This window comes from Stenotrophomonas sp. YJH_SMC_8, assembly GCF_059371315.1.
Window position 1 is genome coordinate 281,386 of sequence record NZ_JCAFUL010000002.1, and the last position, 21,726, is coordinate 303,111.

At 67.1% G+C, this 21,726-nt stretch carries 17 protein-coding genes; 4 read left to right on the forward strand and 13 right to left on the reverse strand.

Features of this window, described 5'->3' with window-relative positions; translation table 11 throughout:
- The first annotated feature begins 15 nt into the window (after positions 1–15).
- The 3 genes from AC5P88_RS03265 (at position 16) to galE (ending at position 3,120) form a co-directional block, all read left to right on the forward strand.
- The gene (locus tag AC5P88_RS03265) at positions 16–1,161 is read left to right on the forward strand and encodes a glycosyltransferase family 4 protein (RefSeq protein WP_495224286.1); all 1,146 of its coding nucleotides are present in this window, start codon (positions 16–18) and stop codon (positions 1,159–1,161) included.
- Complete coding sequence (locus AC5P88_RS03270) at positions 1,154–2,011, forward strand: polysaccharide deacetylase family protein (protein WP_005410470.1); 858 nt, start codon at positions 1,154–1,156, stop codon at positions 2,009–2,011. The genes AC5P88_RS03265 and AC5P88_RS03270 overlap by 8 nt, the downstream gene beginning before the upstream one ends.
- Before the next feature lie 68 nt (positions 2,012–2,079).
- On the forward strand, positions 2,080–3,120 hold the full coding sequence (gene galE / locus AC5P88_RS03275) for a UDP-glucose 4-epimerase GalE (protein ID WP_111112483.1): 1,041 nt from the start codon (positions 2,080–2,082) through the stop codon (positions 3,118–3,120).
- A 19-nt stretch (positions 3,121–3,139) separates the two neighbouring features.
- On the opposite strand, the gene AC5P88_RS03280 is transcribed toward galE, so the two are convergent.
- The 6 genes from AC5P88_RS03280 to trpB form a co-directional block, all read right to left on the reverse strand.
- Positions 3,140–3,622 (reverse strand): RcnB family protein, encoded by a 483-nt coding sequence (locus AC5P88_RS03280; RefSeq protein ID WP_106548831.1) that lies wholly within the window; start codon positions 3,620–3,622, stop codon positions 3,140–3,142.
- Positions 3,623–3,879: 257 nt separating this feature from the next.
- Positions 3,880–5,241, reverse strand: a complete 1,362-nt coding sequence (glmM, locus tag AC5P88_RS03285; protein WP_106548832.1) for a phosphoglucosamine mutase — start codon at positions 5,239–5,241, stop codon at positions 3,880–3,882.
- Positions 5,241–6,116, reverse strand: coding sequence for an acetyl-CoA carboxylase, carboxyltransferase subunit beta (gene accD / locus AC5P88_RS03290; RefSeq protein WP_005410473.1), 876 nt, complete (start codon positions 6,114–6,116; stop codon positions 5,241–5,243). The genes glmM and accD overlap by 1 nt, the downstream gene beginning before the upstream one ends.
- A 207-nt stretch (positions 6,117–6,323) precedes the next feature.
- Positions 6,324–7,133 carry a tryptophan synthase subunit alpha gene (gene trpA / locus AC5P88_RS03295; RefSeq protein ID WP_495224287.1) on the reverse strand — a complete coding sequence of 270 codons (810 nt, stop codon included), beginning with the start codon at positions 7,131–7,133 and terminating at the stop codon, positions 6,324–6,326.
- A 1-nt stretch (position 7,134) separates the two neighbouring features.
- The gene (locus tag AC5P88_RS03300) at positions 7,135–7,815 is read right to left on the reverse strand and encodes a hypothetical protein (protein ID WP_495224288.1); all 681 of its coding nucleotides are present in this window, start codon (positions 7,813–7,815) and stop codon (positions 7,135–7,137) included.
- Positions 7,812–9,029: a tryptophan synthase subunit beta gene (gene trpB / locus AC5P88_RS03305; RefSeq protein ID WP_088435905.1), complete on the reverse strand. Its 1,218-nt coding sequence runs from the start codon at positions 9,027–9,029 to the stop codon at positions 7,812–7,814. Before trpB ends, AC5P88_RS03300 begins: the two co-directional genes overlap by 4 nt.
- Before the next feature lie 96 nt (positions 9,030–9,125).
- Here trpB and AC5P88_RS03310 point away from each other — a divergent pair, with 96 nt between their 5' ends.
- The gene (locus tag AC5P88_RS03310) at positions 9,126–10,013 is read left to right on the forward strand and encodes a LysR family transcriptional regulator (protein ID WP_495224289.1); all 888 of its coding nucleotides are present in this window, start codon (positions 9,126–9,128) and stop codon (positions 10,011–10,013) included.
- A gap of 77 nt (positions 10,014–10,090) precedes the next feature.
- On the opposite strand, the gene AC5P88_RS03315 is transcribed toward AC5P88_RS03310, so the two are convergent.
- The 7 genes from AC5P88_RS03315 to truA form a co-directional block, all read right to left on the reverse strand.
- Positions 10,091–11,200 (reverse strand): toxic anion resistance protein, encoded by a 1,110-nt coding sequence (locus tag AC5P88_RS03315; RefSeq protein ID WP_106548836.1) that lies wholly within the window; start codon positions 11,198–11,200, stop codon positions 10,091–10,093.
- A gap of 40 nt (positions 11,201–11,240) precedes the next feature.
- Entirely contained in the window at positions 11,241–11,945 is a 705-nt protein-coding gene (locus tag AC5P88_RS03320; RefSeq protein ID WP_495224290.1) for a hypothetical protein, read from the reverse strand.
- The gene (locus AC5P88_RS03325; RefSeq protein WP_495224292.1) at positions 11,945–17,341 is read right to left on the reverse strand and encodes a DNA repair ATPase; all 5,397 of its coding nucleotides are present in this window, start codon (positions 17,339–17,341) and stop codon (positions 11,945–11,947) included. The genes AC5P88_RS03320 and AC5P88_RS03325 overlap by 1 nt, the downstream gene beginning before the upstream one ends.
- An 84-nt stretch (positions 17,342–17,425) precedes the next feature.
- Positions 17,426–19,444, reverse strand: a complete 2,019-nt coding sequence (locus AC5P88_RS03330) for a flotillin family protein (protein ID WP_495224293.1) — start codon at positions 19,442–19,444, stop codon at positions 17,426–17,428.
- Positions 19,444–20,115, reverse strand: coding sequence for a hypothetical protein (locus AC5P88_RS03335; protein WP_495224294.1), 672 nt, complete (start codon positions 20,113–20,115; stop codon positions 19,444–19,446). Before AC5P88_RS03335 ends, AC5P88_RS03330 begins: the two co-directional genes overlap by 1 nt.
- A 168-nt stretch (positions 20,116–20,283) precedes the next feature.
- Entirely contained in the window at positions 20,284–20,940 is a 657-nt protein-coding gene (locus AC5P88_RS03340) for a phosphoribosylanthranilate isomerase (RefSeq protein WP_049429515.1), read from the reverse strand.
- Positions 20,937–21,707 (reverse strand): tRNA pseudouridine(38-40) synthase TruA, encoded by a 771-nt coding sequence (gene truA, locus AC5P88_RS03345; protein ID WP_049429514.1) that lies wholly within the window; start codon positions 21,705–21,707, stop codon positions 20,937–20,939. Before truA ends, AC5P88_RS03340 begins: the two co-directional genes overlap by 4 nt.
- Positions 21,708–21,726: the final 19 nt, after the last annotated feature.

Below are 21,726 nucleotides of genomic sequence, written 5' to 3' on the forward strand. Positions count from 1 at the left end.
CAGAGGATGGATTCCATGAAACGCTCGCTGCGGATCCTGCATACCGAAGCTGCCCGGGGAATGGGTGGCCAGGAGATCTACATCTTCCGCCACATGCAGGTGATGCGTGCGCGTGGGCACCAGGTGTCGCTGCTGTGCCAGCCCGATGCCCGCCTGGCCCAACTCGCGCGCGACGATGGCTTCACCGTGCACACCCTGCGCATGGGCGGCCTGGCACGGCTGCTGCGCGGCATCTGGTCGGTGTCACGCCTGGTGCGCCGCGAGCGCTACGACGTGGTCAACACCACCAGCCGCCGCGATGCACTGATCGCCGCGGCCGGTGCACGCCTGGGCGGCACGCCACTGGTGGTGCGCTCGCGCCACCTGATGAGCCCGGTCAATTCGCTGCTGACCTATACCGGACTTCCGCACCGGATCATCACCGTCAGCGATTTCGTCAAGCGGCTGCTGGTCGACCGCGGCATTGCCGCCGGGCACATCGGCATCGTGCCCCCCATGGCGACGCCCCCGCGCTGGGGCATGACCGAGCAGGGCGATCCCTGGAAGAACCTGCAGGACACCCGTGCACAGGTCCGCGCCGAACTCGGTTTCGCCGAGCGCGACATCGTGGTCGGCTGCGTCGCCGTGCTGCGCGAGCCCAAGGGCCATGCCGAACTGCTGCGCGCCATGGCACCACTGTGCAAGGCCAATCCCGACCTGCACCTGGCCGTGGTCGGTGACGGCGAGCCGGTGATGGGCCGCCTGCAGGCCCTGCGCAGCGAACTCGGCCTGGAGCAGCAGGTCCACCTGCTCGGCTTCCGCAGCGATGCCCACCGGCTGATGGCCGGTTTCGACATCTTCGCCCTGGCCACCCACAAGGAAGCCTCGGGCACCGTGTTCCTCGAGGCTGCACAGGCGGCGCTGCCGATCGTCTCGCATCACGTTGGCGGCGTGCCTGAAATGCTGGTGGAAGGCAGCAATGCCATCCTCACCCGGCTGGGTGATGACGCCGCCCTCACTGGCGCGTTGCGGCTGCTGGTGGATGATCAGGAACGTCGGCGGCAGATGGGCCGCGCCGGTTGGGACTGGATCCGCAGCGCCAGGCAGTTCAGCGCGGCCGGCCACGGAGAGGCCACCGAAAACTACTACCTCCAATGGTTGAAGGAGCTGGGTCATGGCTAACGCCAGAACCGTACCGGTGCTGATGCACCACCATGTCAGCAACTCGCCGGGCATGATCACCGTATCCCCGGAGAACTTCGAGAGCCAGATCGCCTGGCTCGCACGCACCGGCTGGACCTCGCTGACGCTGGACCAGTACGCCGGCTTCCTGGCCGGCAAGCCGGTGCCGCGCAAGTCGATCGTGATCACCTTCGACGACGGCTACCTGGACAACTGGGTCTATGCCCATCCGATCCTGCAGAAGTACGGCATGCATGCGGTGGTGTTCGTGGTCACCGGCTGGATGCACGAAGGCCCGATCCGCCCGCATGCAGGCATCGAAGGCGCCGAGCTGCCGGCCACGCCGGAACATCGCGCCTGCGAAGACCTGATCTACAAGCAGGGCCGCAGCGACGAAGTAATGATGCGCTGGAGCGAAGCGCGTGCGGCAATCGAAGCCGGCACGTTCGAGGTCCACTGCCACACCCACAGCCACACCCGCTGGCTCAAGCGCGATGACCTGGACCGTGCACAGCGCCGCGAAGGCATCAGCGGCGACCTGGCCATGGCGAAGCAGACGCTGCTGGAGAAGCTCGGCGAAGTCTCCGATACGCTGTGCTGGCCCTATGGTGACTTCGACGATGACTACATCGAAGTGGCACGCGAACAGGGCTTCCGCTACCTGCACACCACCCACCCGTTCGGCCGCAACGTGATCGGTGGCGATCCGGAGCGCATCTATCGCTTCGCGATCCGCAACCGGCCGGCCAGCTGGCTGCGCAAGCGCATCGCATGGAGCTACAACCCGCTGATCGCGCCGATCTTCAACGGCTTCAAGGCTCGGCAGAAGAAGATGGTGCCTGGCCCGTAAGAGGCCACGTCCATCCTCATCACGGCAGCACCCGGTTTTCGAATGGACTCCAAGGAACAGTGAAGGCAATGAACGTACTGGTGACCGGCGGTGCTGGCTACATCGGCTCGCATGCATGCGTGGAGCTGCAGCAGCGGGGGCACGGCGTGGTCATCGTGGACTCGCTGTGCAACAGCGACGCCAGCGTGGTCGAGCGCATCGGACGGATCACCGGCACGGCACCGGTGTTCGTGCAGGCTGACATCCGGGATCGACCGCGCATGGCCGCCTTGATGCAGGAACACGCGATCGATGCCGTGCTGCACTTCGCAGCGCTCAAGTCCGTGGGCGAATCCCAGAAGATTCCACTGCAGTACTTCGACAGCAACATCAGCGGTTCGATTGCCCTGTTCGGTGCCATGCAGGATGCAGGCGTGCAGTTGCTGGTCTTCAGCTCTTCGGCAACGGTGTACGGCAACCAGGACCACTGCCCGGTGGCCGAGACCGCTTCAACCTGTGCGATGACGCCCTATGGGCGCACCAAGCTGGTGGTCGAGCAGCTGCTCGCCGACCTGGCGGCAACGGGCCAGGACCTGCATATCGCGACGCTGCGCTACTTCAACCCGGTCGGCGCCCACGCCAGCGCGCTGATCGGCGAGCTGCCGCATGGCACGCCGAGCAACCTGATGCCGTACATCGCACAGGTTGCCGCCGGGCTGCTGCCGGAAGTGCAGGTCTTCGGGGATGACTATCCGACCCATGACGGTACCGGCGTGCGCGACTACATCCATGTGCAGGACGTCGCCAGCGCCCACGTGCTGGCCCTGCAGTTCCTTCGCGACCAGCGGCGCAGCATCACCCTCAACCTTGGCACCGGCCAGGGCCACAGCGTGCTGGAACTGATCCAGGCCTTCGAGCTCACCACCGGCATACGGATTCCGTTCCGCATCGTGCCGCGACGCAATGGCGACATCGCGGTCAGCTTCGCCGATGCCTCGCTGGCCCTGCGCGAGCTGGGCTGGAAGGCCCGCCACGATCTCACCGACATGTGCCGGGACACATGGAAGTGGCAGCGGGCGATGGCACAGGCCGCGCAGGGTGCAATGCCAGCGCACCTGCCCGCGCGCTGATGCGGGCAGGCGCCAATGGTCAGAAGAAACGCCCGTACACGACCTGCACGATCTCACCATTGCCGGTGTTGATCAGCAGCGCATCCGGGCCATAGCGCACCCACTCGTAGCCCATCGGCGGCATGTCCAGGCCGAACAGCCAGAAGTCGTTGAGGATGTAGTCCCCGACCCAGTACGGGCGCGGCAGGATCTGGCCGTAGTGCCAACGCTGGTAGGCATAGCCGATCGGCGGATGGTAAGGCCCGATGCGGAAGGCATGATCGGCGCGGAAGTTGTGCCGGTACTCATCGCGGAAGGCCGGCCGCGCATTGCCCAGTTCGCGTGGGCGCTCCATCCGTGGGTAGCCCCAGGGCGCCCGCATCGGCTCTTCGCGCGGTGCGGACATATGCGGCCCTCCTTCGGGGCGGCGCTCGGCACTGGCGATGGAGATACCACCCAGCAACGGCATCACCAGCAGCGCCCCTGCCAGCAGGCAGCGGCTGTAGCGCAGTGAGGTATTCATGGTCAGGGTCCTTGCAACGAAAGAAGAAGGATGGAGCGCAGTCCGCTCCGACCGGTTCCCTGCCTGCGCAAGCCCTGCGTGATTGCAAGGAGCCTGGTACCGGGAATACGCTGCGCGTCGTTCATGACGCGTCACAAAGAGCCCAGCCGCAGCTGAACATGGTCACCGGTCGCGCATCGTTCAGCCACGGCCGCCGGAAAGCAACATGGCCGCAAACGCGGCCATGTTGATGTTCCAGCTTGTACCGCCACCGCGACTCAGGCAGCGGCTTCGCGCACCGCTGCAGACAGCCGATCCAGCGTTTCCTGCATCAGCGTGGCGTCATCGGCTTCCACGGTAACCCGCACCACCGGCTCGGTACCGGACGGGCGCAGGAACGCGCGACCGCGACCGGCCACCGACTGCTGCGCGGCCGCCAGCGCGGCCTGCACGCTGCCGGCCTGCACCGTGGCCTTGGCCGAGACATTGCCCAATCGCACGTTGACCGTTTTCTGCGGTACCCGCTCCAGGCCCTTCAGCGCCTGGCGCAGGGTCTGGCCGCTGTTGCGCAGGGCCACCAGTACCTGCAGGGCGCTGACAATACCGTCGCCGGTGGTCGCCCGGTCCAGGCACAGCAGGTGGCCCGAGGCCTCACCGCCAAGTACGCCCCCGCCTTCGACCAGCGCCTGGTGCACGTAGCGATCACCGACGTTGCTGCGCACGAACGGTATCTGCAGGTCGGCGAACGCCTTTTCCACACCGTAATTGCTCATCAGCGTACCGACCACCGGGCCGCGCAGGCGGCCTTCGGCCTTCCACGCACGAGCCAGGATGTACAACAGGTCATCGCCGTCCACCGGGTTGCCCTGGTCGTCAGCCATCAGCACGCGATCGCCATCACCGTCGAACGCGATGCCGAGATCGGCACGCGTCTCGCGGACCTTGGCCGCCAGGTTGTCGATATGGGTGGAACCCACGCCGGCGTTGATGTTCACGCCATTGGGTTCGGCCCCGATGCCGATCACCTCGGCACCCAGTTCGCGGAACAGCAGCGGCGCGATCTGGTAGGTAGCTCCGTGCGCGCAATCCAGCACCAGGCGCAGGCCACGCAGGTCGAATGTGCGCGGCACGCTGGCCTTGCAGAACTCGATGTAGCGGCCGACCGCCTCGCGCGCGCGCGATGCCTTGCCCAGCTTTTCCGATTCGGCCGTGGTGAACGGAACGTCCAGTGCCGCTTCCAGGGCCAGTTCGGTGGCATCGTCGAGCTTCTCGCCCTGGGCGGAGAAGAACTTGATGCCGTTGTCGTAATGCGGATTGTGCGAGGCACTGATGACGATGCCGGCGTCCACGCCCAGCGTGCGGGTCAGGAACGCCACTGCCGGCGTCGGCATCGGCCCCAGCAGCTGCACATCGGCACCGGCCGCGACCAGGCCGGCCTCCAGCGCCGCCTCGAACATGTAGCCGGAAATGCGGGTGTCCTTGCCGATCACCACGATCGGTCGGCGCCCGTCCTGGCCGCGCTGGGCCACCAGGACACGGCCCAGGGCATTGCCCAGGCGCAGCACGAAGTCAGCCGAGATCACACCCTGGCCGACCCGTCCGCGGATGCCGTCAGTACCGAAGTACTTGCGGCCTCCCATCAAGCCACCTCCGGCGCCGGCTGGCGACCCAGCATGGCCAGCAGATCGGACAGGCGGTCGCGCATCTCGCGGCGGTCGCAGATCTGGTCGATAGCACCGTGCTCCAGCAGGAACTCCGAGCGCTGGAAGCCTTCCGGCAGCTTCTCGCGCACGGTCTGCTCGATCACGCGCGGGCCGGCAAAGCCGATCAGCGCCTGCGGTTCGGCGATGTTGATGTCGCCCAGCATCGCGAACGACGCTGATACGCCACCGGTGGTCGGGTGGGTCAGCACCGAGATGTACGGCAGGCCAGCTTCGCGCAGCTTGCCCAGCGCGGCCGAGGTCTTGGCCATCTGCATCAGCGAGAACAGGCCTTCCTGCATGCGCGCGCCGCCGCTCTGCGAGAAGCACACGTAAGGCGCACCGATCTCCACTGCGGTTTCAGCAGCCAGCGCGAAACGCTCACCCACCACCGAGCCCATCGAACCGCCCATGAAGGCGAAATCGAACGACGAGGCGACCAGCGCACGGCCCTTGAGCAGGCCGCGCATGGCGATCAGCGCGTCGTACTCACCCGTGTTCTTCTGCGCGATCTTGATGCGCTCGCTGTACTTCTTCTGGTCCTTGAACTTGAGCAGGTCAGTCGGCCCCAGGCGCGCACCGATCTCGGTGGTGCTGTCGGCGTCGAACAGGGCAGCCAGGCGCGCGCGCGCGCGGATCGCCATGTGATGGCCGCACTTCGGGCAGACCTCCAGGTTTTCTTCCAGTTCCGGACGGTACAACGCGCTGCCGCAGTTGCTGCACTTTTCCCACAGGCCCTCGGGGACACTGCGCTTCTTGCTGGGGGTGTTGTCGGTGCGGATGCCGGACGGCATCAACTTGCTGAGCCAACTCATGCGGGAGGACACTTCCGTTCAGGGCGGCCCGGGGGCCGCAAAGGCGGACAGTCTAGCTCCGCTTTCCCTGCCCGTGCACCCCCTTGCCGGGCATGGGGGTGCTGGAAAAAACCATGCTGGGACGTACGTTTAGGTGCTGGGTAGCGCCGGGCCATGCCCGGCGGATGTCCCGCCTGCCGCACCGCCGGGCATGGCCCGGCGCTACCATTACGCGTCCAGCGCCTGCCGCAGCGGGGCCAGGAAGGTCCGAGCGCGCAGGGCTGCGTCTTCGGCCGAATCCGCTTCGGCCAGCGCCGCCACCAGCGCGCTGCCCACCACCACGCCGTCGGCCTGGCGGGCCATGGCCGCGGCACTGTCGGCATCCTTGATGCCGAAGCCGGCCACCACCGGCACCGAGGCGCGCGCGCGCAGCGCCTGCAGACGGGCACTGGCGGCATCACTGTCCAGGCGCTCGGAAGCGCCGGTGACACCGGCAAAGCTGACGTAATAGAGATAGCCACGGGCCAGCGCCAGCAGCTTGTCGGCACGCGCCTCGCTGGTGGTTGGCGAGGCCAGCAGCACCAGCGCCAGGCCGGCTGCATCGAAGGCCTGCTGCGCTTCACCGGCTTCTTCCGGCGGCAGGTCGACCAGCAGCACACCATCCACGCCGGCCTCCACGGCCGCCTTGGCGAAGGCCGCGTAGCCATGGATCTCCACCGGGTTCAGGTAGCCCATCAGTACCACCGGCGTCTGCGCGTCGCGCTCGCGGAACTGCGCCACGGCCTGCACCACGTAGCGGCTGCCGGCTCCCCGCGCCAGCGCGCGTTCGGAGCTGCGCTGGATGGTCGGGCCATCCGCCATCGGGTCGGAGAACGGCACGCCCAGCTCGATCACATCGGCACCGGCCCCGACCAGCGCGTGCATGACCGGCACAGTGGCCTCCAACGAGGGATCACCGGCGGTGACGAAGGGGATAAGTGCCTTGCGCTGCTGCTCGCGCAGGCGCTGGAAACAGGCATCGAGTCGGGATACAGGCATCTCAGGCACATCCTTCAATCAGTTCAATCGCATCACTGGTCCCCCAGTACATCTGGATGACCTTCCCTTCAAACAGTTCCACTCGGATGCCAAGGGCCGAGCCCGGGTCCTGCCAGGTGAGATACTCGCCCTGCTCACCATCATAGGCATGCGGGCTGGACACAGGCGGCTTCGGGAACCGGGCAACCGCCTGGGCGCGGGTCATGCCGACGCGCAGGCCGAATGGACCTGGCTGCTGGGTCGGCGCCCCACTTTCCGGATCCAGGCCGAGGTCGAAACGGACCACCCGATCTTCATCGGTCATCATCGACACGCCGGGCGGCAGCGCCTTGCCGTCGTAGTATTCGCAACTACCGCCGATGGCTTCGACGGCCCCTTGTGCCGTCCACGGCCCGAAGGCCTTCAGATCGGTCATGTGCTGCCCGATCAATACCTCGCCGGCATGGTCCAGCGCCACCGAAGCCACCGCTGGCGCGTCATCGCTGTCCGTATCTTCCACCGACGGCGGATCGACGATGGGCGTACGCGCCATCGGATCCAGGTCATCATTGGCGGCCGGCTGCTGTGCGGGCTGCGTGGTGGCCTTGGCAGCCGGCGCAAGCACTGGTGGTTCCGGCGGCTGGCACGCGGCCAGGCCCAGTGCAAGCAGAAGCACGCCGCTGTTCCGCAGCAGCGCGCTCACAGGACCAGCCCTTCGCGCGCGGCAATCGTATGCACGTCCTTGTCACCACGGCCGGACAGATTGCAGAGGACGATCTGGTCGCGCGGACGCTCACGCGCCAGCTTGATCGCCTGCGCCAGCGCGTGGCTGGACTCCAGCGCCGGCAGGATGCCTTCGGTGTGGGCCAGCAGATGGAATGCCTGCAGCGCTTCCTCGTCAGTGATGCCCAGATAGCGTGCGCGACCGGTATCGGCCAGGAACGCATGCTCCGGGCCGACGCCCGGATAGTCCAGGCCTGCCGACACCGAATGGGTCTCGATGATCTGGCCGTCGTCATCGCACAGCACATAGGTGCGGTTGCCGTGCAGCACGCCCGGGCGACCGGCAGCGATCGAGGCGGCGTGACGGCCGGTGCTGATGCCATCACCTGCCGCTTCAGCGCCGACGATCTCGACCTGGCGGTCGTTGAGGAAGGCATGGAACAGGCCGATCGCATTGCTGCCGCCGCCCACGCAGGCGGTGATCGCATCCGGCAGGCGGCCGTACTCGGCCAGCATCTGCTCGCGCGCCTCACGGCCGACGATGGCATTGAAGTCACGGACCATGCGCGGATACGGATCCGGGCCGGCCACGGTGCCGATGATGTAGAAGGTGTCCTGCACGTTGGTCACCCAGTCGCGCATGGCTTCGTTGAGCGCGTCCTTCAGGGTGGCCGAGCCGGAGGTGACCGGCACCACCGTCGCGCCGAGCAGCTTCATGCGGTAGACGTTGATCTTCTGCCGCTCGATGTCGGTGGCGCCCATGTACACCACGCATTCCAGGCCCAGCCGCGCGGCGACGGTGGCGCTGGCCACGCCATGCTGGCCGGCGCCGGTCTCGGCAATGATGCGCTTCTTGCCCATCCGCGCCGCCAGCAGGGCCTGGCCGATGGTGTTGTTGATCTTGTGCGCGCCAGTGTGGTTCAGGTCCTCGCGCTTGAGCAGGATCTGCGCGCCGCCGACGTGATCGCTCAGGCGCTGGGCATGATAGATCGGGCTCGGCCGGCCCACGTAATGGGCCAGGTCGCGGTCGTAGGCCAGCTGGAATGCGGGATCCTGGCGAGCCTGGTCATAGGCCTGGGCCAGTTCCTGCAGCGGGCCGACCAGGGTTTCGGCAACGAAACTGCCGCCGTAGCGGCCGAAGTGGCCCTGGGCATCCGGGAAAGCGTGATAGTCGGCAATGGGGGAGGCAGACATGGATACGACCGGTGGTTCAGACAGGTGGATACTCTAGCGCACGGGTCGTGACCGGAAAATGGATATTATCTGGCGCATATCGTCAGGAAATCTCACATGAGCCGTTCCCTACTGCCTCCACTCAATGCACTGCGCGCGTTCGAGGCCACGGCCCGTCTCGGCGGCGTTGGTCGCGCCGCGCAGGACCTGCACGTCACCCACGGTGCGGTCAGTCGGCAGTTGAAGCTGCTGGAGGATCACCTTGGCCTGGCGTTGTTCCAGCGGGCCGGTCGTGGCCTGCGCCTGACCGTCGCCGGCACCCGCCTGCAGGCAGCCTGCGGCGAGGCATTCAGCGGCATCGAAGACTGCGTGCGCGAACTGCGACGGCCGGCAGCCTCTCCAGCGCTGGTACTGGGCTGCAGTGGCAGCGTGCTGGCGCGCTGGATGATTCCACGCCTGCCAGCACTGCAGGCCGCCCTGCCCGGCGTGCGCCTGCAGTGGTCGGCGCTGGATGGCAGTTTCACCGAAGCGCAGGCGGCGCTGGACGCCGTGCTGCTGCTGGCGCAGGGCCCGTGGCCACGGGGCTGGCAGGTACGCGAGTTGGCACCGGAACGGGTTGGCGTGGTGGTGGCGCCATCGCATCCGGCGGCGCAGCGCCTGCGGCATGCACCGCCCTCGGCGCTGCTGCAGGAGACGCTGCTTCACACCAGCTCACGGCCGCAGGCATGGCCGGCATGGGCACAGGCGCACGACCTGGACGTGTCGAAGCTGCAGCTGGGCACCGCCTTCGAGCACCTGTACTACCTGCTGGAAGCCGCGGTAGCCGGGCTGGGCCCGGCGATCGCGCCGGAGCCGCTGGTGGCCGAGGACCTGGCGGCAGGCCGCCTGGTCGCGCCCTGGGGGGTTGCCGCCACCGGCGGCTTCTGGGTACTGGCATGGCCGGATGGCCCGGCCAACTCGCGCGTGGAAGCACTGGCGGACTGGGCGAGCCAGCAGCTGCGCTGACAATGAAAAAGGGGACGGAGGGGATCAAGTCGTTTGTGCCACTTACGACTTGATCCCCTCCGTCCCCTTTTTTTTTTTCAGCTGGCTGCCGGGGTGGCCAGTCGCTGCTGAAGGTCTTCGCGCAGGCGCGACAGTTCCACTTCCGCCTGCTGCCGCTGCTGCATCCCCTCACGATGGATGCTGCGCACTTCTTCCACCGTGGCGATCAGCTGGTCGTGAACATGGCGCAGCGTGGCCACGTCGATCACGCCGCGCTGGTTGCTGCGTGCGGTATCCACCGAGGCCTGGCGCATCAGGTCCGCGTTGCGGCGCATCAGTTCGTTGGTCGCGTCGTCGATGGCGCTGGCCAGTTCCGCGGCGGTCTTCTGCTCGCCCAGTGACAGCTGGATCGCAAACTGGCGCTTCCACGACGGGATGGTGATCTCGCGGACCGTGTTGAACTTCTCGATCAGCTGCAGTGCATTGGCCTGGATCAGGCGGATCATCGGCAGCGACTGGTCGGCGGCATGCTGCATCAGCTGCAGGTCGGACACCCGCTTGTCGATCAGGCGGATCGCATTTTCGACCTCGCCCAGGCGGATCCGCTGCTGCGGGTCCTCACTGCCCTGCCCGGCCAGCTGCTCGGTCTGAAGTTCGGCCAGCCGCTGCTTGCCCGCAGCGGCGTACAGGCCCAGAGCATGGCGTTCCTCACGGACGATATCGTGCATGCGGTCGAATTCGCCCACACGCTTGCCCATCAGCACCTGCTGCGCGCCGACGTCTCCCAGCAGCTGTTCGATCTGCGCATTGGTGTCGCTGAACTTCTGCACCAGTTCACCCTTGGATGCGCGCAACCGATCGATCAGGCCTCCAATCAATGGCACCCTGGAACGCTGCGCGAATCCGTCGAGCTTGAGGCTGCGCGCGATGCGCACGACTTCACCCAGCTTTTCACCACTGGCATCGAGATCACGATTGCGCACTTGGTCCAGCAGCTGGCTGGAGAACGCGGCCGTGCGGTTGGCGGCGTCGCGACCGAACACCTGCAGGTTGCCCGGGCGCAGGTCATCCAGCTCACGGCGGATCTCGGCGATGCGCGGCAGATCCTCATGGACCAGGCCAAGTGCCTTCAGCGTGCCTTCGTCGAGCGTGGAAACGGCAGCGTTGGCGGGTACCAGCGTGCCGGGGCTCTGACTGTCCTGGACCATCGGGCGATCTCCTTGAAGTAGGTAAGCGGTTGTAGCCGATTCAGCGCAGTCTAGCCTGAGCGGCCGCAACCTCGTCATCGATCTGGGCGTGCAACGCAGCCGCCTTCCCCGTCAATGCAGCACCTGCGGCGCTCTGGCCGGCCAGTGCGGCCTGTCGCCAGGCGGGCAGCAGGACATCATGGATGCGCGCGAAACGCTGCAGCAGCACAGTGTCCTGGTCCAGCAGCAGCTGCGATTGACCGGCTTCGGCGCGATGCAGGGTCGCCAGCCGGCGCAGGTGATCCAGCCGTTCCGACAGCGCGGCATGCCCGGACGCATCACACTGCGCCAGCCGTGATGCGCCCAGCTCGGCCCAGGCGTCCAGTGCTGTGGCCGCCTCTGAACGTTCAACGATGGCCAGGGCTCGCTGCTGCTGGCAATGCTGCAGGTGCTGGGCCTGCTCGCGCGCCTGCAGGGCCAGCACTCCCAGTTGCGACTGCAGCGCACGGCCTTCCGCTTCGCGGTCAACATCGCGCCCAAGCAGGCGCCCCCACCAGCCTTCCTGTCGCCGGATCTGCGCAGGACTCCCCGCCTGCAGCGCCAGAGCGATACGCGCCAGCGCGGCCACCAGGCCTTCGCCCGCAACCGAGGGCAGCGTGACGGCCCGCTGCGCAAGTGCCCGCAGCAGCGGCGTACCGTAATCGGCCAGCACGGCGATATCGGTCGTGTCCGGCAACACCGGTGACGGCAGTGGCGCCTGCGGCATCACGGCAGCGGCGGCGGCTGCGGTGTCGATGCCAGGCCGCCCTCGCTGTCTTCCGGCGGCAGCGACTCGCCGTAGAAGTGGCGCATCAGCGCTTCATCCAGTGCGCGTTCTTCCGGCGTCGTCGCACGGCGTACGCGTGCACGCGGCGGCACCGCGCCGCTGGAGCCACCGCGCTCGACCTGCTGCCGCGCCCAACCGGCGAACGCTGCCAGGGTCTGCGACACCTGTGCCTGCTGCGCTTGTGATGCCACCAGCAGTTCGACCAGAGGCGCCAACCCGGCCTGCAGATCTTCGGCCAGCAGCGTGGCCGGCGCGCTGCGGGCAACCGCGACCGGCTCCGGCGCAGCGGGTACAGGGCGTGTTTCGGAGAGGCGCTGCAGGGCCTCCAGCAATGCCGGCCACGGCGCTGGATCGGCAACGGCAACGGGCGCCACCTCCGGCGCCGCCGGCGGCAACTGCAGCGCGCTGGCGATGTCGGCCAACTGCGCGACCACGCGTCCACCCACATCGCTGTCGTCGGCTCCCATGGCCTTGTTGCGCAGGAAATCACGCTTGATCTGAGCCCAGCGCTGCGACTGCACCTCATCCAGCACGCCGCGCAGTTCGGCCAGCTTCAGCAGGTTCTCCTCGGCACCGGTGGTCAGCAGCTGCGCCTCGCCCAGGTAGTGGTCGGAGATCAGCTGCTGCAGCTCGTCCTCGTTCATCACCGGCGAGATCTTCTCGGCCAGCTTGTTCATGTTGCGGTAGCTGCCCTGCAGCCGGAACGGCGGCTCGGTACGGTAACGGTCGTCCTGCGCGGCGCTGGCGATGTACTGCTGGTTGACCCGGTAGACCACGTCGCGAACGCGCAGCATGCGCTGCAGAGTGGCGGTGATCTCGTTGATCTCGGCGCTGCTGTACGCGTGGCTGAGGCCATTGGTGGACACGTCCTTGCCCATCGCACGATCGACCAGCACGTACAGGTCGGCCATGTCACGCGTGGCCAGCGGCGCCAGGACCGGGTTGGAGGTCAGGCTGTTCTCGATGTAGCTGAGGGTGAACGATGCTTCCATGCCTCCCAGCACATCGCCGAGGTTGTAGATGTCGGCACGGTTGGCCAGCATGTCCGGAATCTTGAACACCTCACCGGACTCGGTGTACGGGTTGCCGGCCATGACCACGCAGAACTTCTTGCCACGCATGTCGTAGGTGCGGGTGCGGCCACGCCACACGCCTTCGATGCGGCGCGTGCCATCGCACAGCGAAATGAACTTCTGCAGGAACTCGGGATGGGTGTGCTGGATGTCGTCGACATACAGCATGGTGTTGTTGCCCATCTCCAGCGCCAGGTTGAGCTTTTCCAGTTCCTGCCGCGAGGTGGCATCGGGCGCCTGTGCCGGGTCCAGCGAACGCACCTCGTGACCCAGCGCCGGGCCGTTGATCTTCATGAAAACCAGGCCCAGGCGGTGCGCCACGTATTCCATCAGCGTGGTTTTGCCGTAGCCCGGTGGCGAGATCATCATCAGCAGGCCCATCAGGTCGCTGCGCTTGTTCTCGCCGACCGTGCCCATCTGCTTGGCCAGGTTGTCGCCGATCACGCCCAGGTAGACGTCGTTGATCAGCTTGTTGCGTACGAACGAAGACAGCGGCCGCGCCTTGAATTCGGACAGGCGCAGGGTCTGCCGCTCGCGGTTGATGATGCCCTGGCGCACGGCCTGGTAGGCGTGGAAATCCGGCACGAAGCGCTTGAGATGGTGCTGCAGGCGCGCTAGGAAGTCATCCAGCGACAACGACAGCGAGCCGTTGTGGATGCGCGGGTGTTCGCCAAGCAGGCCTGGCACGTCCACGCGCAGCGGCGCATCGCTGGCCCGCGTGCGCAGCTGGCGCTGCACCAGCAGCAGCGCAGCGGCCTCGTCGGCATAACCGGCATGCGCGGCCTGTGCAGGCAGGCCGGCCAGCGCGCGCAGCCATTGCCCGGCCAGTGCCCAGCGCGCGGCCAGCGGGTCCTGCGTACGTTCCAGGGCACGCTCCAGTACTTCGCGCTGCCCGGCCTGGTCCAGCTGATGGGCCAGGGCCTCCAGCAGGGCCTGGGCATGCTTGCTGGTGCTGAACACGGGTTCGCCGTTGACCAGTTCTTCGCCCAGATAGGCGGCCGCCGCCTCGGCGGCTTCTTCGTCGAAGGGCAATGACTGTGACTGCGCGAACGCACTCAGCGCAGCAGCCATTTCCACGCGCAGGGCGTCACGCCCTTCGTCGGAGCCGAACAGGCGAGCGATGGTTTCCGCTCCGGCCTGGCGACTGGGCCATTGCAGTACCGCTTCTTCGCGCTGCTGCACCGCCCAGAACAGCAGGGCCAGCGCGCGCACCCGCGGGGCGTGACGCAGCGCGCCCGCAGACTGCTGCAAGGGCAGCAGCGCGCGCAGGATCAGCGCGGCGTCGTGGTCATGGATACCGCGCTCGTAGCCTTCGCGATAGCGCGGCGCAGCGAAGGCACGAACGCGCTGGTCCAGTGCTTCGGGTGTGGCGACATCATGCTGCAGCTGGGCCAGGTCCAGCCCATCGTGGCCCTGCTGTGCGGCCAGCAGCAGGCTGCCGGCCAGGTATTCGCCGCGATAGATCGCATCGGATTCCGAATCCAGCGTCACCGGCCAGAACGGCTTGAGTGCCTCCAGTTCCGGGTCGTGCAGGGTTTCCAGGAAGTCGGTGCCGGTCAGGTGGATGGCCAGCGTATCGCCGCGCGGCAACAGGGTCAGGTCCAGCGCCTGGGTGTTGACGCTGAAGCGGTGGCGCGGCCCGAGCCGGACCACGTTGCCACCGGCTTCGTACAGGTCGCTGCGGTCGCGCAGCTGGCGCACGGCCTGGTCGCGCACGCCCTTCAGGCGCGCCTCGATGTCATCGGCCTTGACGTTGTCGCGCAGCGTGCGCAGCCGCTCGGCCAGCTCGCGCAGCTTGAGGATCAACGGATCGCCGGCGAAGAACGCATTGAGTTCATCGGCGGTGGCGAAACGCTCGGTGCGCTTGGCCAGGCCATCGAGGATGCGGTTGGCCGCATCCAGTACTGAACGTGCCTTGCGCTGGCGGTCGTCCAGCAGCGCCTGCTTGTGCGTTTCGAAGGCCTCGACCAGTTCTTCGCGCTTGCTGAGGATGTCGCCGAGGAACTGCTCATGCTCGCCGAACTGGCTCTCCAGTTCTTCCAGCTGCACCAGCAGGCGTGACAGCTGTTCGTCGGCCCTTTCCGGATCGTTGGCCATCGCCAGCGCGCTGGTGATGGACTGCGAGAACAACGCGAACTGGGCGGCGAACTGCGCCACGGCCTCGGCCGAACCGAGGGTGCGGCGGCGCTGTTCGGCGCGGGTGCGCGCCTGGTTCAGCCGTCCGTACAGCGCGGAAATGGATTCGACCACGCGGGTGCGCGCGGTGGCATCGTCCACCTTCAGCCCGGCCATCAGTTCGGACAGCATGTCCAGGTCGGCGGCCATGGCGCGCATGCCGTCCAGCTGCTCGTCCAGCTGGCGCGCGCTGCTGGCCTGCTGGGCGGCTTCGTCCAGCGCCTGCAGGCGGCTGCCCAGCGGTGCCAGTGCGGCATCGCCGGCCAGGAATTCACCGGTTGCCGCACCGACGCGGTCCTGGGCCTGCACCAGTTCGGCAGCCATGGCCTCGATGCGCGCGGTATCGATATAGCGCAGCTCGCGGATGGTCAGCAGCCGCCCGCGCAGCGCGGTGATTTCGTTCAGCGCCTCGACGAAGGCCTGCACCTCGTTCCAGTTCTGCGGCTGCAGGCGGCCCAGCAGGGCCTTGTGCGTGGCCTCGGCATCGACCATCGCCTGCGCCGACTGCTGGCGGATCGACTGCACCTTCTCGTATTCGTCCAGCACCGATTCGCCGGTGGCGCTGATCTGCCGCAGCAGCGCCTCGGCACCATCGCAGGCCTCGTCGCCCAGCCAGTGGTGGGTGTCGAACAGGCGACGGGTATCGGCCACCAGGCGCTGGTAGCGCTGCACCGACACGTCCTGGCCGTCGATCTCGCGCGCCAGGTTGAACAGGTTGGAGATGCCGCGCACCAGTTCGGCATTGCCGATGCGGCCCATGAAGGTGTTGCCGGGCGGTCGGCTGGCAGCGAACTCGTCGCTGCTGAACGGCGTCTGCCACACCTGCATCGGATGGATGCGGGTCGGTTCGGCGCCCTCGGCATGGAACAACACCATGCGCCCATCCTGCAGGAAGGCATAGCCGTGGCCGAACACGGGGTTCTGCAGCACGCGCTGGATGGTGTTGTACACGAACAGCGCCGAGCGACCGCCCTCGCGTTCGTAGAAGATGTACAGCACGTCCTCGCCGTTGGGCGAGCGGATGCTGCGCTTGAACTGCATGCCGGCCATCGAGGCGTCGAACGCCTTGTGCTCGCCGCCCTGCAGGTAATAGCCGCCCGGGAAGATCACGCCGTGGTCTTCGGGCAGCTGCACGCAGGCCTGCACGATCGCATCGTTGCGCACGATGTCACCGGTAAGCGTGTTGTAGATCAACCCACGCCACACGGTTTCGCGATAGGGCAGCACCTTCAACAGCAGCAACGAACCGACGCGGGCGAACTCGAACTGGGCATCGTCCAGCGACTGCGTGCTGTCCTCCACCGGTTCGCTGTAGATGCCCTGCCCGGTCTCGGTGTTGTTCTCCACCTTGATGGTGAGGTCACCGCCGGTGGTTTCCACGAACAGGGTATCGAGGATGTTCAGGTGCGAATGACGGCCGCTGACCGCCAGGTCACGCGTGGCCCGGGTCCATTCGAAATCGAACGGCGGCGGCAGGGCGATATCGCGTTCGCCACGCGCGTCGAGGTAGGTCAGCTCGCCTTCGCGCGACAGCGCCCAGCGGAACACGCGTACATCGCTGCTGCGCTCGCCGATCTGGAACGAGGCCAGCAGCTTGTCGCCGACCACGATCAGCTGCAGCAGGCGCGCGTGCTTGTAGTAGGCGTACAGCTCGTTGAAGTCGTGCACGAAGCCGGGCTGGTCGAGGAAGCTGCCCTTCAGCTCCAGCGCAGCGACGTCGTAGCCGTCACTGCCCTGCACCAGCCGGTACAGGCCGAACACATCCTCGATGCGGGTCTGGGTCTTCAGACCGATGAAGACGTTGTAGCCGAACAGCAGGCGGTCCGGGCCCACCTGCACGATGTCGCGGCCGACGCAGTTGTTCTCGCTGCGGATGCGGAAACGCCCGACCACTTCCAGCCGGCTGTCGCCGAACTCGGCCAGGCGCTGGCGGTTGAGCGTTTCGGCCAGGCCCTGCAGGCGCTGGCCCTGTTCGGCCAGGCGGCGGCGCAGGACTTCGTAGGCACCGCCCTGGGCAACGGCCTGGTCGACGGTGTTGCCGCCGGCCTCCGCTGCGGTGGGTTCGGCGGTCGGATGGGTTTCAGACATCAGCAGGCTTCCGGCTCACGGGCGGACGGCCGCGGTTGCGGCCGGCGCGGGCGGGCGATGGCGGCGTGGCCATCGCCCGATGCATCAACGGGCGCTGTCGACCACGGTGGCCGACACGGTCGGCACCGCTTCGGCGTCCTCGGCGATCTGGCGCGGTGCCGGCTCCGCCACGGCCACGCCCAGGTAGCGCTGCATCAGCTCCTGCACGATCGGGCTCTTGCCGGCAAAACCCTCGATCGACTTGCCCAGCGACACCGCCTTGACCAGGTTCTCGAACATGCCGCCGTCGCCGCCGACCAGATCGATGTCGGCGTTGCGCAGCGCGCTGGCGATGACGTTGGCGTTCTCGCGCGAGACTTCCTTGCCGGCTTCGATCGAGGCCAGCGCCTGCTTCAGGCTGTTGTCCAGCATCATGCGGAACTCTTCGTGGCCGCGTGCCTGGTCGCTCAGCGAAGCGATCGCCTCGAACTTGCGCACCAGGCCCTCGGCCTCGGCCAGCAGCTTCTTCTGCACCACGCCGGCTTCGGCGTTGCCCAGCGATTCGGTGGCGGTGGCGCGCGCCAGGCCCATCTTTTCTTCGCCCTGGGCCTGCGCCTGCAGCGTCTCGGCCAGCACACGGGCCTCGTTGCTGCCCTGCTTCAGGCTGGCTTCGGCCTTGGCCTCGATCACGCGCGCTTCGGCGATGCCGACCTTCTCGATGGCCAGTGCCGAGGCTTCACGCACCTGCGCTTCGGCCAGGCCCGGCGCAGCCTGTTCGGCACGGTAGGCGTCGGCCAGCAGGCGCTTGGCTTCGGCCTGCTTGCCGGCCGCTTCGTGCTCGGCCTGGGCCAGCGTGGTCAGTTCAACGGCACGATGCTTGGAGGCGGTTTCGCGCGCCTGCGCTTCCTTCACTTCACGCACCAGCGATTCCTGCGCCTTGGCCTCGGCTTCCAGGATCAGCACCTGCTTCTGGCGGTCCGCTTCGGAGACCTCGCGCACTTCCTTGATGCGCTCTTCTTCCTGGGCCACGGTCTTGTCGATGGAGATGCGTTCGCGGGTGATGTTGGCCACGTCCATCTTGCCCTGCTCGACCACCTTGTCGCGTTCCACGCCCTGCAGCTGCACTTCACGGTCGGTAGTGACCTGCTCCAGCTGGCGTGCGCGCTCGACGCGCTCGGCTTCGATGGCCACCGCACGCTGGCGGTTCTGCTCGGCCACTTCCACTTCGCGCAGGCGGTTCTGGTCGCGGATCTCGATCAGCTGCTGCGCTTCGATGCGGGCGTTCTCGGACAGCTGGCGCTGTTCTTCCTGCACCTTGGCGGTCTCGGCTTCCTCGCGCGCGCGGATGGTCTCGATCTCGCGCTTCTGGCGGGCTTCCGCTTCGGCCTGCTGGCGTTCCAGCGCCAGCAGCGCCTCACGCGCTTCCACGTTCTTCTTGGTGATGGCGAGCTTCTCGTTCTGCTCCAGCTCGTTGGTCACCACGTTCTGCGCAGCGGTCAGCTCGGTGATCTTGCGGATGCCCTGCGCGTCGAGGATGTTGAACTGGTCCAGCAGCGACTTCGGGGTCTGTTCCAGGTAATCGATCGCCACGTCCTCCAGCACATAGCCGTTCAGATCGTTGCCGATGACCGCGATGATCTCGTCGCGGAACTCCTGGCGCTTCTCGAACAGCTCGGTGAAGTCGAACTTCTTGCCCACCGTCTTCAGCGCTTCGGAGAACTTGGCGTTGAACAGCTCGTCCACCGCGTGCTTGTCCGAGGCACGATCGGCGCCGATGGCCTTGGCCACGCGCAGCACGTCGGCCTGGGTTTCATTGACCCGCAGGTAGAAGGCCACGGCGATATCGGCACGCATGTTGTCGCGGCAGATCAGGCCTTCCTTGCCGCGGCGGTCGATCTGCAGGGTGATCAGGCTGATGCGCATCAGCTCGGCGCGGTACAGCACCGGGATGATCAGCGCACCGGTGAAGTGCACCTTGGGCGTGGAACTCATGTCGTTGACGATCAGGGCCACGCCCTGGTCGACCTTGCGGTAGAAGGCCTTGAACAGGCCGGCCAGGCCGAGCAGCCCGACCAGCAGGACGGCGACGCCGATCAGGAAGGGGGCCATGGTTGCCAACGTCATCAGTGATTCTCCTTGTTGCCCGGAAGCAGGTTGTCCTGGAAGTCGAGGGCGACCGCATCGGCGCGGACCACCCGGTAATGGTGTTGTGCGGCCACGTGCTCGACCAGCACGATGCGCTCGCCACGCTGCAGTTCAATGTCGCTGCGCACCTGCAGCACCAGCCCGGCGCCACCGTCATCGAAGGTGGCGTGGCCGCTGCGGGCATCCACTTTCGGCGAGGCGACCACACCGATGCGCCCCAGCAACGAGGCCTGGGCCACCGGCCGCAGGCGCAGCAGGAACCGACGGACGGGGTGCAGCAGAAGCGCGGTGACCGGCACCGCAGGCAGGGGAGCCAGCACGGCCACGACCGCGCCGATCGTCCAGCGCAGCAGGTCCGGCAACGGCAGCAGCACGAAAAGATGGATGAAATAGGTCAGCGCCCAGCCGAAGAAGCCCAGCAGCGTGACCACGACCATGACCGGCACTCCGCCCAGGCCGAAGCGCTGCAGCAGGGCCGACAGGCCGCTGAGATCGTTGCCGCCGTCCAGGGCGCCATCGGCGCCAAGGTCGCCGAAGCCATCGTCGACCAGGCCAAATGCGGCAAGCCCCCAATAGATCAGCGATACCGCCAGCACGATGCTGTACGGCAGGGTCGGGAAACCGAACACAACGCTGAGGAACTCCTGCATCGCTTGCCTTCCTGGGCTGTGGGCGGCGATCGCCCGTTCGGAACGCGCAGAGCGCGCCCCGTGGATCCCCGCGCCGGCCCTCATGGCTGGCGCGCTTGGGTCCATCCTATGTGAAGAATACGTGCAGGCTCAAATCCAGGTCCAGATCACGGCAAATGGTGACGCAAATCACTCCAGGACCGTGCAGTCCGCGCGGCGCACTTCCTCGACGAAGGTACGCATCTTGTAGCCGTCCTTGATGCCCGGCTCTAGTTCGATGCCGCTGGACACGTCCACGCCCCACGGCAGGGTAGCCAGCACGGCATCGTAGACGTTTTCCGGGTTCAGGCCACCGGCCAGCAGGAACGGCCGATGCAGGCCGGTCGGGATACGGCCCCAGTCGAAGGCCACGCCGGTACCGCCACCGCCACCGGGGGCGTGGCTGTCGAACAGGAACCCCGCCGCGCTGGGGTAACGCAGCTGCAACGTGCGCGCATTGACCTCTTCCCGGCCCCCCATGGCAATCGCCTTCAGGTAGGGCATGTTGAAGCTGCGGCAGAAGCTCTCGTCTTCCTCGCCGTGGAACTGCAGCAGGGTCGGCCGCACCGTGCGCAGCACCTCGCGCACCTCTTCCTTGCTGTTGTTGCGGAACAGGGCCACCACATCGACCATCGGCGCGATCGCCTGGCGCATCGCGCGTGCTTCGGCAGGAGCAACCCGGCGGCTGCTCTCGCGGGCAAAGATGAAACCCACTGCGTCCACGCCCAGCTCACCGGCCAGGCGGACATCGCCTGCACGGGTCATGCCACAGAACTTGATGCGCGTGCGGTAGTAGGAGCGGCTCATAGCGTAACCTCGGCGGGCAGATGCCAGTTGTCGGGGTACAGGGGCCCAAGGAACACCAGGCCCTGCGGCGGTGCGGTGGGACCGGCTACGGTGCGATCGCGCCCGGCCAGCAGTTCGGCGATCCAGTCCACCGGTTTTTCGCCGCTGCCCACCAGGATCAACGATCCGACGATATTGCGGACCATGTGATGAAGGAATGCATTGCCCTGCACGGCCACTTCAATCACCTCGCCCTGGCGGCTGACCTGCAGCGACTGCAGCTCACGCCGCGCATGCAGCGCCTGGCATTGCACGGAGCGGAACGCGCTGAAGTCGTTCTCGCCGATCAGGGCCTGGCCGGCGGCGTGCATCAGGGTCTCGTCCAGCGCCCGGCGCTCCCAGCTGAGGGTCTGCCGGTCCAGCGCTGGCCGCACCTCGCGGTTGAGCAGGCGGTAGCGGTAGCGGCGTGCGCGTGCCGAGAAGCGGGCGTGGAAGTCATCGGCCACCGGCACGCACCAGCGCACCGCGATCGAGCGCGGCAGGCGGGTGGTGGTGCCCAGCATCCAGGCGCGCGGATCGCGCACCACGTCGGTATCGAAATGCACGACCTGGCACTGGCCATGCACGCCGGCATCGGTGCGGCCGGCGCAGACCACCTGCAGCGGCGCATCGGCCACCGACGACAGGGCCTGCTCAAGGCTGGCCTGCACGCTGGGACCGCCCTCGCCCAGGTTCTGCCAGCCCCTGAAATCGCTGCCGTCGTACTCGACGCCAAGCGCGTAACGCATGTGCTACCTCGATATTGCG